Origin of the sequence: Streptomyces sp. LS1784 (genome assembly GCF_020103755.1) — a bacterium.
In the GTDB taxonomy this organism is placed as follows: domain Bacteria; phylum Actinomycetota; class Actinomycetes; order Streptomycetales; family Streptomycetaceae; genus Kitasatospora.
This window is the reverse complement of the sequence record NZ_JAHSQD010000209.1, coordinates 1-12,981: the sequence shown is the minus strand read 5'-3', so window position 1 is coordinate 12,981 and position 12,981 is coordinate 1. Positions and strand designations below refer to the sequence as shown.

Below are 12,981 nucleotides of genomic sequence, written 5' to 3'. Positions count from 1 at the left end.
CCCGCCGCCCGCACCGCCCGCCCCCGCCGGACCGGACCCAGGCCCCACCAAGGGCGCCGGCACCTTCACCGTCGCGCCCGCCACCGCCAAGCCGGTCGGGCACGGCACCGTGCGCCGCTACCGGGTCGAGGTCGAGGACGGCATCGGCATCGACGCCTCAGCGGCCGCCGCACAGATCCACGGCATCCTCGGCGACAAGCGCGGCTGGACCAACGACCGCAAGAACGGCTTCCAGCTGGTCGCCGGCGGCCCGTACGACTTCACCGTGAAGATCGCCTCACCGGCCACCGTGGACCGGATCTGCGGCGCCTCCGGCCTGGACACCCACGGTGAGGTCAACTGCAACGTCGGCAACCAGGTGCTCGTCAACTCCAAGCGCTGGAACACCGGTTCGCCCCAGTTCAGCGGACCGCTGGAGGAGTACCGGGCGCTGATCGTCAACCACGAGGTGGGCCACCGGATCGGCCACGGACACGAGGGCTGCCCGGGGGAGGGCAAACCCGCACCCGCGATGATGCAGCAGATCTACGGCCTCAAGGGCTGCACGCCCAACGCCTGGCCGTACTCCGCGGAGGGCGGGTACCTCAGCGGGCCGTCCGTCCCCTAGGACAGGAGCCGCGGCACGACGGGCAGGAGCCGCGGCACGACGGGCAGGACCCGCCCCCACGCGCCCCGCAGACACCGGTTCGAGGACAGGCCCTAGCCGAGCACCGGCAGGTACGCCCGCAGGTCGCTGCGCTCCCCCGAGGCGGACACCTCGGCGGCCTCGACCGCCGCCGCCCAGTCGGCCCGGCCGGTGGCCAGCCGGATCCAGGTCAGCGGGTCGGTCTCCACCACGTTGGGCGGGGTGCCCCGGGTGTGCTTCGGCCCCGGCACGGCCTGGACGACCGCGTACGGCGGGACCCGCACCTCGACCGCGCCGCCGGGCGCCTGGTCGGCGAGGGCGTCGGCCAGCAGCCGGGTGACGGCGGCGAGGGCCTGGCGGTCGTGCGGGAAGGCGTCGAGGCCGAGCGCGTCGGCCAGGTCGTCGGCGTGCACGACCGTCTCCACCAGCCTGGTCACCAGCATGTCGGAGAGCGCCATCGAGCCCAGCCGGATCTCGAACCTGCGGGCCGGGTCGGCGGCTTCGGGCCGCTCCAGCAGGGCGGTCAGGGCGTCCGCGGCCCGCCCGAAGGCGGCCGCCACCGAGGCCGCGTCCCCGGCGAACTCCGCCGCGCTCCGCTCCCGGGCCTGCTCGTCCAGCAGCGGCGCGACGGTACCGACCCCGGCCACCCAGCCCAGCAGGTCCAGCGGCGCCCGTCCCTGGGGCAGGTCGTCCAGGTGCGCCGGGACGTACTCGAGTTGGACGGCGAGGTGGGCGAGCAGCTCGCGGACCCGCCACTGCCCCAGCCGGGTCGGCAGGTCCAGCTGCCCGGTGCCGAGCGCGGCGACGGCGGCGCTCAGCGCCCGGGTCTGGCCGGCCAGACCGGCGCGGACCTTCTGCGGCTGGTACGTACGGGGCTTGGCAGGCATGGGCCTCAACATACGCCGAGGGGCGGACGGTTCACCAGGAACCGCCCGCCCCTCAGGAGCCGTGCGTCAGGCCAGCAGAGCCTCGATGACGCCGGTGTGGGCGTCCTTCAGCTCGGCCAGCGAGACGCTGAACTGGCCCTGGACGTCCAGGCTGTCGCCGTCCACGACACCGATCCGGGTGGCCGGCAGGCCGCGCGCGGTGCACATGTCGTTGAACCGGAGCTCCTCGCTGCGCGGCACCGCCACGACGGCGCGGCCGGCCGACTCCGAGAACAGGAGGACGAACGGGTCCTGGCCCTCGGGCACGACGATCCGCGCACCGTGGCCACCCTTGAGGCAGCTCTCCACCAGCGCCTGGCCGAGACCGCCGTCGGACAGGTCGTGCGCGGCGTCGATCATGCCGTCGCGCGAGGCGGCGATCAGGATCTCGCCGAGCAGCCGCTCGCGCTCCAGGTCCACCTTGGGCGGCAGGCCGCCGAGGTGGTCGTGGACGGCCTGCGACCAGGCCGAGCCGCCGAGCTCGTCCGCCGTGTCGCCGAGCAGGTAGAGCAGCTGCCCCTCCTCGGCGAAGGCCAGCGGGGTGCGCCGGGTGACGTCGTCGATGACGCCGAGCACCGCGACCACCGGGGTCGGGTGGATGGCGACCTCGCCGGTCTGGTTGTACAGCGAGACGTTGCCGCCGGTGACCGGGGTGCCGAGCACCAGGCAGGCGTCGGCCAGGCCGCGGGTGGCCTCGGCGAACTGCCACATCACGTCCGGGTCCTCGGGGGAGCCGAAGTTGAGGCAGTCGGAGACGGCGAGCGGCTTGGCGCCGCCGGCCGCGACGTTGCGGTACGCCTCGGCCAGGGCCAGCTGGGCGCCGGTGTACGGGTCCAGCTTGGCGAAGCGGCCGTTGCCGTCGGTGGCGACCGAGACGCCGAGGTTGGTCTCCTCGTCGATCCGGATCATGCCCGAGTCCTCGCCGACCGAGAGCACGGTGTTGCCGAGCACGTAGCGGTCGTACTGGTCGGTGATCCAGGACTTGGAGGCCTGGTTCGGGTGGCTCGCGACCTTCAGCAGGTCGGCCTTGAGGCCCTCGCCGGTGGTCGGGCGGGCCAGCCGCTCGGCGGTCGGGGCGTCGGCCTGCAGCGCGTCCTGCCAGCTCGGGCGGGCGTACGGGCGCTGGTAGGTCGGGCCCTCGTGGGCGACGGTGCGCGGCGGGACGTCCACCACGAGCTCGCCGTGCCAGTAGATCTCCAGGCGCTCGCCGTCGGTCACCTCACCGATGACGTTGGCGATGACGTCCCACTTCTCGCAGATCTCCAGGAAGCGGTCGACCTTGTCGGGCTCCACGATCGCGCACATGCGCTCCTGCGACTCGCTCATGAGGATCTCCTCGGGCGAGAGCGTGTGGTCGCGCAGGTGCACGGTGTCGAGCTGGATCCGCATGCCGCCGGAGCCGGCCGAGGCCAGCTCGCTGGTCGCGCAGGACAGGCCGGCGCCACCGAGGTCCTGGATGCCCTTGACGAGCTTCTCCCGGAAGATCTCCAGGGTGCACTCGATCAGGAGCTTCTCCTGGAACGGGTCGCCGACCTGGACCGCCGGGCGCTTGGCCGGCTTGGTGTCGTCGAAGGTCTCGGAGGCGAGCACCGAGACGCCGCCGATGCCGTCGCCGCCGGTGCGGGCGCCGTACAGGATGACCTTGTTGCCGGCGCCGGAGGCCTGCGCGAGGTGGATGTCCTCGTGCTTCATGACACCCACGCACAGCGCGTTGACCAGCGGGTTGCCCTGGTAGCAGGAGTCGAAGACGACCTCGCCGCCGATGTTCGGCAGGCCCAGGCAGTTGCCGTAGCCGCCGATGCCCGCGACGATCCCGGGCAGCACGCGCCGGGTGTCCGGGTGGTCGGCCGCACCGAAGCGCAGCGGGTCCATCACGGCGACCGGGCGGGCGCCCATCGCCAGGATGTCGCGCACGATGCCGCCGATGCCGGTGGCCGCGCCCTGGTAGGGCTCGATGTACGACGGGTGGTTGTGCGACTCGACCTTGAAGGTGACCGCGTAGCCCTGGCCGACGTCGACGACGCCGGCGTTCTCGCCGATGCCGACGAGCATCGCGTCCGAATCCGGCTTCTTCTCGCCGAACTGCTTCAGGTGGACCTTGCTGCTCTTGTACGAACAGTGCTCCGACCACATGACCGAGTACATGGCGAGTTCGGCGCCGGTCGGACGGCGGCCGAGGATCTCCCGGATGCGCGCGTACTCGTCCTCCTTGAGGCCGAGTTCGGCCCAGGGCTGGGCCGCGTCCGGGGTCTGCTCGGCGTTCTTGACGGTGTCGAGGCTCATCAGGCGTTCACCAGCTGCTTCAGGACGGAAGTGAAGAAGCCCAGGCCCTCGGTGGTCGGACCGGTGAGCGGCTCCACGGCGTGCTCCGGGTGCGGCATCAGGCCGACGACATTGCCGGCGGCGTTGGTGATGCCGGCGATGTCGCGGTACGAACCGTTCGGGTTGACGTCCAGGTAACGGGCGACGACCCGGCCCTCCGCCTCCAGTTCGTCCAGCACCCGCTCCTCGGCGACGAAGCGGCCCTCGCCGTTCTTCAGCGGGACGACGATTTCCTGGCCCGCCGAGTAATCCCGGGTCCAGGCGGTGCCGGCGTTCTCGATGCGCAGCTTCTGGTCGCGGCAGATGAAGTGCAGCGAGTCGTTCCGGGTCAGCGCACCGGGCAGCAGGTGCGATTCGCACAGCACCTGGAAGCCGTTGCAGATACCGAGCACCGGCATTCCGAGCCTCGCCTGCTCGATGATGGTCTCCATCACCGGCGAGAAGCGGGAGATCGCACCGCAGCGCAGATAGTCGCCGTAACTGAATCCTCCCGGCAGGACGACGGCGTCGACCTGGTGGAGATCCTTGTCACGGTGCCAGAGGGCGACCGGCTCGGCGCCGGCGAGGCGGACCGCCCGCTGGGCGTCGCGGTCGTCGAGGGAGCCGGGGAAAGTGACGACGCCGACGCGGGTGGTCACTTGCCCTCCTCCTCGACCCGGACGGTGAAGTCCTCGATCACGGTGTTGGCGAGAAAGGTCTCGGCGGCTTCGCGGATACGGGCGAGCGCCGCGTCGTCGACCGGGCCCTCCACATCCAGCTCGAAACGCTTGCCCTGGCGGACGTCGGCGATCCCGGTGAATCCGAGACGGGGCAGTGCGCGCTGCACCGCCTGTCCCTGGGGGTCGAGGATCTCCGGCTTGAGCATGACGTCGACTACGACGCGTGCCACTGGCACTCCCGGTGGTGTCTTCGGTGAGGCGGGGGAACTCCAGACTACCCGTGGTTTCGGGCAGGATTGCTGGCCGGGGATAGCGACGCGCGTAGACCCCAGACCCTTACGCCGCAAGGGATCCGGGCTCCTCGCCGCCCGTCCGGGCCGACCGGTTTCCGCGGATTCGGCACTCGGAACCACGCCGTCCGGAGAACACCCGAATACGGCACTTGGGGACAGATCCGCCCGTCCCGCTCATCGGTATCCGGGAGTCCCGCGAAGAGACGTGAATATCCGGAAAAGAATGCCGGACTCTTCGATTTCGGCCCCCTTCGGGTGCAGAATAGGGCCACCTGTCGCGGCAAGTGCTGCGTATCAGGCGAGCCGTCCGGCCCGCCCGTACGCGCTTGCGCGAGTTGGTGCACATCAGGCCCCGGCGTACCCCCGCGGACCGGTGGCCGAATTGCCCGAGAGGATTGACACCCATGGCTCAGCGTGTAGTTGTCACGCTCTCCGACGACCTGGACGGCGGCGCTGCCGCGGAAACCGTCCACTTCGGCGTCGACGGGAAGTCGTACGAGATCGACCTGTCCGTGGACAACGCGGAAAAGCTGCGGGAGGCCCTCGCCCCGTTCGTCGCCGCCGGCCGCCGCCAGAGCCGCACCGGAAAGTCCTTCCGCCGCACCGCCCTCACCCCGGACCCGGCCGCCGTCCGCGCCTGGGCCCTGTCCCGCGGGATGGAACTGCCGGCCCGCGGACGCATCCCCAAGCACGTGTACGAGGCGTTCGCCGAGGCGAACTGAGCCGCGCGGGGACCCGCTCCCCGGTCGCCCCGCCCACCCGGACCGAAAGGGTGGGGCGACCACCCCGAACGATGCTGTAGAGTATTCCTCGTCGCCGCAACGGAGAGATCCGAAGAGGCGGCGGGTGCCCCACCAGGCACCATGCGGACGTGGCTCAGTTGGTAGAGCATCACCTTGCCAAGGTGAGGGTCGCGAGTTCGAATCTCGTCGTCCGCTCGCAGTGCGCGAGCACAGCACAACTCAATAGTCAGACCTGCGGACGTGGCTCAGTTGGTAGAGCATCACCTTGCCAAGGTGAGGGTCGCGAGTTCGAATCTCGTCGTCCGCTCCGGTACGAAGGGCCCCCTCGATCGAGGGGGCCCTTCGGCATTCCCCCCGGCGCCCGCGAGCCCGACGTCCGCGAGTTCGACCGGGGGTACGGCCATGACATTTGTCATCGCCGACCCGTGCATCCCCACCGCGATGTCATGACGGCGCGCACTGCCCGCGCGGCCCGGTCGGCGGAAGGCTTGAGGCATGGAAACGAGCCGGCCCTCCCGCCCCAGCGAAGACGTGATCGAGGTCACCGACCTGCACCGCCACTACGGCGGCGGCACCACGGGGTACCACGCCGTGCGCGGCGTCGACCTGACCGTCCGCCGCGGCGAGCTGTTCGCCCTGCTCGGCACCAACGGGGCCGGCAAGACCTCCACCATGGAGGTCGTCGAGGGTCTGGCCGCGCCCACCGGCGGCACCGTCCGGGTGCTCGGCCGGGACCCCTTCAAGGAGCGCGCCGCCGTCCGCCCGCGGATCGGCATCATGCTCCAGGAGGGCGGCTTCCCCGGCGAGCTCACCGCCGCCGAGACCGGCCGCGCCTGGGCCGGGATGACCAGTGGCGCCCGCCCGGTGGCGGAGGCGCTGGAGCTGGTCGGCCTCGGCCACCGCGCGGACGTCCGGGTCAAGCAGCTGTCCGGCGGCGAGAAGCGCCGGCTGGACCTCGCGATGGCCCTGCTCGGCCGCCCCGAGGTGCTCTTCCTGGACGAGCCCAGCACCGGCCTCGACCCGGAGGCGCGCGCCGCCGTCTGGCGGCTGGTCCGCGAGCTGCGCGCCCAGGGCACCACGGTGCTGCTCACCACGCACTACCTGGAGGAGGCCGAGGAACTGGCCGACCGGCTGGCCATCATGCACGGCGGCCAGGTCGTCACCTCCGGCACCGTCGCCGACGTGATCGCCGGCCGGCCCTCCCGGATCTCCTTCGAACTGCCCGAGTTCGCCGGGGCCGCGCTGCCCGTCCTGGCCGGGGCCGAGGTCGCCGTCGACGGCCGCAAGGTCACCGTGCAGACCCTCGGGCTCCAGGACACCCTCACCGACCTGCTCGGCTGGGCCCGGCACCACGGGATCGCGCTCGGTGCCCTGGACGCCCGCAGCGCCTCGCTGGAGGAGGCCTTCCTCGCGATCGCCTCCGAGGCCGCCCACCAGAACCCGCCGCAGGCGCCCGCCGCCACCCGTCCCGCCCGCCGCCGCCTGATCGGATCCGCCCGATGACCACCGCCGCCGCCCCCACCGCCACCGGCCCGCAGAGCACCACCGTCCGCCGGCTGCTCGCCCTCGGCCGGGCCGAGGCCACCCTGCTGCTGCGCAACCGCACGGCCCTGTTCACCGCCCTGCTGCTGCCGCTGGTGCTGATCTTCACCCTGCAGAGCACGCTGGCGAAGCAGGCCGAGACCAACCCCGGGCTGGACGTCGACTCGCTGCTGGTCTACGGCTCGGTCGGGATGATCCTGGCCTTCGTCGTGTACTACAACCTGACCGCCGCGTACGTCGGCCGGCGCGGTGAGCTGGTCCTCAAGCGGCTTCGGACCGGTGAGGCCCGGGACATCGAGATCCTGCTCGGCACCGCCGTCCCCTCGCTCGTGCTCGGCCTGCTGATGGCCGCCCTGATCGGGATCGGCGGCAGCCTCGGCCTGCACCTGGCCGTGCCGGTCAACCCGGTGCTGATGCTGGTCGGCCTGCTGCTGGCACTGGCCACCATGATCGCCCTGGCCGCGCTGTCCAGCGCCTTCACCAAGACCGTGGAGAGCGCGGGCATCACCACCCTGCCGATCATGCTGGTCATGCAGCTCGGCTCCGGCCTGTTCATCCCGCTGGAGGTCATGCCCAAGCAGCTGGCCGACATCTGCCGCCTGCTGCCGACCACCCCGGCCTTCCAGCTGATCCGCGTCGGCTGGTTCGGCACCGACGGCTCGGTCGCCGCGACCGGCTTCGCCGGCTCCTGGGGCGCGGCCGGCTCGCACCTGGTCACCGGGACCATTTGGCTGGGTCTGGCGGTCTGGGGCGCGGTGCGCTACTTCCGCTGGGAGCCGCGCCGCTGAGCCTCCGGCTGAGCACCGAACAGCAATCCGAAGGACCACCCTCGGTTCGACCTCTGATATGAAGGCAGCAAGCATGATCGTGGTCGAACTGGGGGCGGAAGAATTGAGAATGCGGTCGCCGCTTCACAGCTGGACGAACCTGAGCAAACCCCAGCGCACCGAGCTGTACCTGCGCTGGTCGCTCTACTCGCTGCCGCTGTTGGTGCTCCCGATCACGTTGCTCGCCGCCGGGGCCCGTGCCGACCTGCCGGACTCCATCGCAACGGTCCGGATCGCCCTGCTGGTCGCGCTCACCTCGACGCTGCTGGGCCTGCGGGCCTGCCGCACCTCGCTCGACCACTACCTGAAGCGCCCCACCGACCACCTGCGCTGGCTGTCCGTCAACGGCGCGTTCGCGGTGGCCGGCTCCTGGGCCGTCCTGCTGTCCGGACCGGACGCCGGTGGGGCGGACGGCCCGCAGGCAACGGCGTTCACCTCCACGGTCTCGCTCCTCCTGCTCGCCGTCGCCTTCGGCCCGGCGTCCATCGGGCTGTCGCTGCCCCGAGCCTCGCTGGCCGCCCTCGGCGGGTTCCTGCTGCTGGCCCCGGCGATGGCGCTGGCCGGGTACGGCATCGCCGGCACCGCCGGAATGCTGGTCAGCGCCCTGATCACGCTGCCCATCCTCGGAGCGACCTGCCGCAGTTTCGCCTGGCTGACCTCGGTGGTCTGGGAGCTGGACGCCGCCCGCGAGGCGCAGTCCCGGCTGGCCGTCGCCGAGGAGCGGCTGCGTTTCTCCCGCGACCTGCACGACGTGATGGGCCGCAACCTCACCACCATCGCGCTGAAGAGCGAGCTCGCCGTCCAGCTCGCCCGCCGGGGGCGTGCGGAGGCCGCCGACCAGATGGCCGAGGTGCAGAAGATCGCCCAGGAGTCGCAGCGCGAGGTCCGGGACGTCATCCGCGGCTACCGCACCGCCGACCTGCACGCCGAGGCGATCGGCGCCCGCGCCGTGCTGCGCTCGGCCGACGTCACCTGCGAGATCGACCTCGGCGAGCACGCCGACGAGCTGCCGGCCCCGGTGCAGTCGGTGTTCGGCTGGGTGATCCGCGAGGCCACCACCAACGTGCTGCGGCACAGCGAGGCCGACCGCTGCCTGATCCGGCTGCGGACCGAGGACGGACGGGCCGTGCTGGAACTGGAGAATGACGGGGTGCCCGACGTCCCGTTCCCCTCCCAGGGCAGCGGCACCGGGCTGCGCGGACTGCGCGAGCGGCTCGCCGCCCACGACGGCGAGCTGACCGTACCGGCCGCCGAGGCGGGCGTCTTCCGGATGCTCGCCACCGTCCCGCTCCGACCGCTGATCCGCCGTTGAGGAAGGTCGCCCGATGACCGACACCGCGCACGTCCGCGTCCTGCTCGCCGACGACGAGCACCTGATCCGGGGCGCGCTGGCCGCGCTGCTCTCGCTGGAGGACGACATCGAGGTGGTCGCGCAGGCCGGCTCCGGCCCGGAGGCGCTGGCGATGGCCCAGTCGCACCGCCCGGACGTCGCGGTGCTGGACCTCCAGATGCCGGGCAAGGACGGCATCGAGGTGGCCGCCCAGCTGCGCCTGCTGCTGCCGGACTGCCGCTGCATGATCGTCACCGGGCACGGCCGCCCGGGCTACCTGAAGCGGGCGCTGGAGGTCGGGGTGCGCGGCTTCCTGCCGAAGACCGTCTCGGCGTCCGACCTGGCCGGCATCATCCGCACCGTGCGCTCCGGCGGCCGGTACGTGGACCCGGAGCTGGCCGCGGACGCGATCAGCGCCGGTGAGACCCCGCTGACCCCGCGCGAGACGGACGTCCTGGAGCTGGCCGCCGACGGCACCCCGATCGCCAAGATCGCCGAGCGGGCCTCGCTCTCCCAGGGCACGGTGCGCAACTACCTGTCCTCGGCGGCCACCAAGCTGGGCGCGGAGAACCGGCACGCGGCGGTGCGGATCGCCCGCGAGCACGGCTGGATCTGAGGCCGTACCCGCGGGCGTCGTGGCGTTACGCCCAGGTGGTCCCGGTCAGCCGCTCGTACACCTCGATGTACTTGGCCCGGGTCTGCTCGACGATCTCGGCCGGCAGCGCCGGCGGCGGCTGCTCGCTGTAACGGTCCCAGCCGGAGGCCGGGGAGACCAGCCAGTCGCGGATCAGCTGCTTGTCGAAGGACGACTGCGAGCGGCCCGGCTGGTACTCGTCGGCGGGCCAGTAGCGGGAGGAGTCCGGGGTGAGCACCTCGTCGCCGATCACCAGCTCGCCGTCCAGCAGGCCGAACTCGAACTTGGTGTCGGCCAGGATGATGCCGCGCTCGCGGGCGATGTCCCGGGCCCGGGCGTAGACGTCCAGGGTGGTGCGGCGCAGCTGGGCGGCCAGCTCGGCGCCGATCCGGCGGGCGGTCTCCTCGTAGGAGACGTTCTCGTCGTGCTCGCCGACCTCGGCCTTGAGCGCCGGGGTGTAGATCGGGGCGGGCAGCTCGGAGCTGTTCTCCAGGCCCTCCGGCAGCGCGATGCCGCAGACCGTGCGGCTCTCCTCGTACTCGGCCAGGCCGGAGCCGGCCAGGTAGCCGCGGGCGACCGCCTCGACCGGGATCATCTCCAGGCTGCGGCAGACCAGCGTGCGGCCCTTCCAGTCGGCCGGGGCGCCGGCCGGGACCTCGGTGGAGATCACGTGGTTGGGGACGATGTCGGCGATCCGCTCGAACCACCACAGCGACAGCTGGGTGAGGATGCGGCCCTTGTCGGGGATCTCGTTCGGCAGCACCCAGTCGTGGGCGGACGTCCGGTCGCTGGCCACCATGACCAGCTCACCCGACTCGGTGCGGTAGAGGTCGCGCACCTTGCCGGTGTGCAGGTGGACCAGGCCAGGTACCTGGACCGGCTCGGGCTTGGTGACAAATCCGCTCAAGGTGTCTCAGTCCTCAGGGGTCGTTCACGGGCGGGGGCACCGCGAAAGGGAGGTCACTGCCCCCGCAGTCTTTCACGACCGCCGAACGCCGGTTCTCCGGCCGCCGGGCCCGGGACCGACGGCTGGTTCTTGCAGAGCCGGTCCAGCAGGTTTGCGGTGGCCCGCTGGATCCGCTCGTCGGTCAGGCCCGGACGGCCCAGCGCGGGCGACCAGGCGAAGGTGCCGGCCGCGAAGACGTACGCGCCGCTGGGCGCCCGGTACAGCGAGGTCTCCTGGTAGCGGGTGCGGCCGGCCAGGTCCTGGTACGGCGAGTGTGCCAGCAGCACCCGCTCGTTGTGCTCGGGCAGCGCGACCTTGGGGTAGTAGCGGTCGGCCTCGCCCGCGACCAGCCCGGGCAGTTCGTCGCCCTCCTGGAGGCCGGTGCCGTCCCAGAGCCAGTGCGCGGTGTGCCGGGCGACCAGCGGGACGGGCGCGGCGACCCGCCCCGAGTACTGCACCCCGAGCAGGTGCTGCTCGGGCTCCCCGGCGTCCCGCCACAGCGCGCTGGCCGCGCCGGACGCCCCGGCGGCCGGGCTGCCGGGGACGACCTTCTGCCGCTTGCGGCAGTTGAGCAGCCGGTTGGGCTCGCCGGAGGCGGCAGCGGTCAGCTCGACCCGCCAGTACATGGTGTTGGCGGAGAGGAACACCAGCGAGGTGCCTCCGTCCCGGGCCCGCTCGGCGGCCCGGCGCATCGGTTCGGACCAGTACTCGTCGTGGCCGGGGAAGACCAGCGCCCGGTGCCGGGACGGGGCCACCAGGCCGGCGTGCAGGTCGGTGGCGGTGGCGTAGGAGAGGTCGTAGCCGTATCGCTCGGCCCAGCGGATGAAGTCGTACGCGTGGCCGACGTGCAGCGGCAGTCCGGCGGTGGCGTGCGGGCGGTCGAAGGAGACGGTGACGGCCGCCTCGGGCTCGCCGACCAGGCCGCCCCGGCCGTCCCAGGCGTGGTAGAGGCTGGCGCCGGTGCGGCCGTCCTCGGGGAACAGGTTGTACGCCTGCCAGGTCACGTCCGGGAGCACCAGGAGCAGCTCGGCGGTGTGCCCCTGCTCCTCGAAGTCCCGGACGGTGAAGGGGATGTGGCTGCGGTGCAGCATGTCCGCGGTGGTCAGCACGGCGACGTAGGCGCCGGGCTTCCAGTGCGTCGGGATCTGCAGCCGCCAGGAGTGCCACCAGTGGTGGCAGGAGACCGTCCGGTCGGCCACCAGCGGGGCGGGCTGGACGAGGCCGGCGATCAGCGGGCTGGAGGTCATGTGGCGGGCGCCGTCGCCGCCGTAGTGGCCGATCCGGAAGACGTCCACGGTGAACTCGCGGGGCGGGTTGACGGTGACCCGGAAGTCCACCGAGCCGCCGGGGCGGATCACCCCGGCCGAGGCGAAGCCCTTGATCTGCTGGTCCACGTCGTTGGCGCCCTGCGGGGTGCCGACCGACGGCTTGGGCCGGGTGCCCGCGGTCAGCGGCTGCTGGCCGGGCGCGTCCACCGAGACGTACCAGGGGACGGCGCCCTCCGCGCCGGCCAGGTACTGGTCCGGGCTGCGCAGCCAGGGCAGCGGGCCCTGGCCGAAGGGGTCGGAGACGCTGTAGGCGTGCGTCCCCGACTCCCAGCGGCGGTTGAGTTCGGTCCCCACGCGCCCCTCCCAGGTGCACTTCCGCCCGGTTGGCACGTGCCCCCCGGATGTGCGTGCGGTCTAATACACCACAGAGTGCTGGCGCAACGTCACCCTCCGGTAGCAATTGGTGCAGGGAATCTCGCGCGCCTCCCGGGCAGGGCCTCCGGCCTGCGAAGACGCCCGGCGGCCGAACCGATCGGGGGCGCGCGCGGTGGTGCCGAGCGCCCTCCTGGGACGCCCGGGGCATCAGAGGCGGACGGGTTTCTCCAGCCGGACGTCGGCGGCGTCCAGCCAGGCGCGCAGCGGGCCGTCCTGGCCCTGTTCGACGGCCTGGGCGACCGGGCCGGCGAGGTCGGTGCGGCGCACTCCGCCGAGCAGCAGCACCGGGCCGTCCAGCCAGTCCAGGCCGGGGGCGCCGCCGGCGGTGTCCACGGCGGCGCAGCAGACCATCGCGGTGACGTGGTCGACCAGCAGGTCGCGGCCACTGCGGTCGGGTTCGAGCAGCGGGGCCGGGGCGGTGGTGCGGGCCG

General features: G+C 72.5%; 12 protein-coding genes, 2 tRNA genes and 1 pseudogene. 8 read left to right on the top strand and 7 right to left on the bottom strand.

All coding sequences use genetic code 11. From position 1 onward, the window contains the following. The coding region (locus tag KS423_RS23120) for a DUF3152 domain-containing protein (protein WP_224281516.1) at positions 1–607 on the top strand (607 nt) is incomplete at its 5' end. 92 nt (positions 608–699) lie between these two features. Here KS423_RS23120 and KS423_RS23115 read toward each other — a convergent pair. From KS423_RS23115 to purS, 4 genes are all read right to left on the bottom strand, one after another. Then, positions 700–1,512, bottom strand: a complete 813-nt coding sequence (locus tag KS423_RS23115; protein ID WP_224281515.1) for a sterol carrier family protein — start codon at positions 1,510–1,512, stop codon at positions 700–702. 66 nt (positions 1,513–1,578) lie between these two features. Further along, on the bottom strand, positions 1,579–3,834 hold the full coding sequence (purL, locus tag KS423_RS23110; RefSeq protein WP_224281514.1) for a phosphoribosylformylglycinamidine synthase subunit PurL: 2,256 nt from the start codon (positions 3,832–3,834) through the stop codon (positions 1,579–1,581). Continuing rightward, positions 3,834–4,511 carry a phosphoribosylformylglycinamidine synthase subunit PurQ gene (gene purQ / locus KS423_RS23105; protein WP_224281512.1) on the bottom strand — a complete coding sequence of 226 codons (678 nt, stop codon included), beginning with the start codon at positions 4,509–4,511 and terminating at the stop codon, positions 3,834–3,836. The genes purL and purQ overlap by 1 nt, the downstream gene beginning before the upstream one ends. Further along, the gene (purS, locus tag KS423_RS23100; protein WP_049654013.1) at positions 4,508–4,762 is read right to left on the bottom strand and encodes a phosphoribosylformylglycinamidine synthase subunit PurS; all 255 of its coding nucleotides are present in this window, start codon (positions 4,760–4,762) and stop codon (positions 4,508–4,510) included. Before purS ends, purQ begins: the two co-directional genes overlap by 4 nt. Before the next feature lie 467 nt (positions 4,763–5,229). On the opposite strand from purS, the gene KS423_RS23095 reads away from it, so the two are divergent. The 7 genes from KS423_RS23095 to KS423_RS23065 all read left to right on the top strand — a co-directional run bounded on the left by KS423_RS23095 (position 5,230) and on the right by KS423_RS23065 (position 9,883). Continuing rightward, the gene (locus KS423_RS23095) at positions 5,230–5,547 is read left to right on the top strand and encodes an Lsr2 family protein (protein ID WP_030056585.1); all 318 of its coding nucleotides are present in this window, start codon (positions 5,230–5,232) and stop codon (positions 5,545–5,547) included. A gap of 143 nt (positions 5,548–5,690) precedes the next feature. Then, a tRNA-Gly gene (locus KS423_RS23090) sits at positions 5,691–5,763 on the top strand. Between the two features lie 39 nt (positions 5,764–5,802). Then, positions 5,803–5,875, top strand: a tRNA-Gly gene (locus KS423_RS23085). Positions 5,876–6,063: 188 nt separating this feature from the next. Beyond that, a complete protein-coding gene (locus KS423_RS23080; RefSeq protein WP_224281510.1) occupies positions 6,064–7,071 on the top strand; it encodes an ABC transporter ATP-binding protein in 1,008 nt (335 codons plus the stop codon). Next, a complete protein-coding gene (locus tag KS423_RS23075; protein ID WP_224281509.1) occupies positions 7,068–7,898 on the top strand; it encodes an ABC transporter permease in 831 nt (276 codons plus the stop codon). The genes KS423_RS23080 and KS423_RS23075 overlap by 4 nt, the downstream gene beginning before the upstream one ends. A gap of 109 nt (positions 7,899–8,007) precedes the next feature. Then, positions 8,008–9,249 carry a sensor histidine kinase gene (locus KS423_RS23070; RefSeq protein ID WP_224281508.1) on the top strand — a complete coding sequence of 414 codons (1,242 nt, stop codon included), beginning with the start codon at positions 8,008–8,010 and terminating at the stop codon, positions 9,247–9,249. A gap of 13 nt (positions 9,250–9,262) precedes the next feature. Then, the gene (locus tag KS423_RS23065) at positions 9,263–9,883 is read left to right on the top strand and encodes a response regulator transcription factor (protein ID WP_224281507.1); all 621 of its coding nucleotides are present in this window, start codon (positions 9,263–9,265) and stop codon (positions 9,881–9,883) included. 25 nt (positions 9,884–9,908) lie between these two features. Here KS423_RS23065 and KS423_RS23060 read toward each other — a convergent pair whose 3' ends face one another. The 3 genes and pseudogenes from KS423_RS23060 to KS423_RS23050 form a co-directional block, all read right to left on the bottom strand. Then, entirely contained in the window at positions 9,909–10,808 is a 900-nt protein-coding gene (locus tag KS423_RS23060; protein WP_224281506.1) for a phosphoribosylaminoimidazolesuccinocarboxamide synthase, read from the bottom strand. Positions 10,809–10,861: 53 nt separating this feature from the next. Then, positions 10,862–12,469 carry a N,N-dimethylformamidase beta subunit family domain-containing protein gene (locus KS423_RS23055; protein WP_224281505.1) on the bottom strand — a complete coding sequence of 536 codons (1,608 nt, stop codon included), beginning with the start codon at positions 12,467–12,469 and terminating at the stop codon, positions 10,862–10,864. A gap of 228 nt (positions 12,470–12,697) precedes the next feature. Further along, a pseudogene (locus KS423_RS23050) lies at positions 12,698–12,981 on the bottom strand (hypothetical protein); the annotation flags it as partial.

Bases quoted from the DNA above. Each gene is read 5' to 3' on its own strand.
- KS423_RS23080 (WP_224281510.1), top strand. From the start codon at position 6,064: ATGGAAACGAGCCGGCCCTCCCGCCCCAGCGAAGACGTGATCGAGGTC.
- KS423_RS23070 (WP_224281508.1), top strand. From the start codon at position 8,008: ATGCGGTCGCCGCTTCACAGCTGGACGAACCTGAGCAAACCCCAGCGC.
- KS423_RS23115 (WP_224281515.1), bottom strand. From the start codon at position 1,512: ATGCCTGCCAAGCCCCGTACGTACCAGCCGCAGAAGGTCCGCGCCGGT.
- purL (WP_224281514.1), bottom strand. From the start codon at position 3,834: ATGAGCCTCGACACCGTCAAGAACGCCGAGCAGACCCCGGACGCGGCC.
- KS423_RS23075 (WP_224281509.1), top strand. From the start codon at position 7,068: ATGACCACCGCCGCCGCCCCCACCGCCACCGGCCCGCAGAGCACCACC.
- KS423_RS23095 (WP_030056585.1), top strand. From the start codon at position 5,230: ATGGCTCAGCGTGTAGTTGTCACGCTCTCCGACGACCTGGACGGCGGC.
- KS423_RS23065 (WP_224281507.1), top strand. From the start codon at position 9,263: ATGACCGACACCGCGCACGTCCGCGTCCTGCTCGCCGACGACGAGCAC.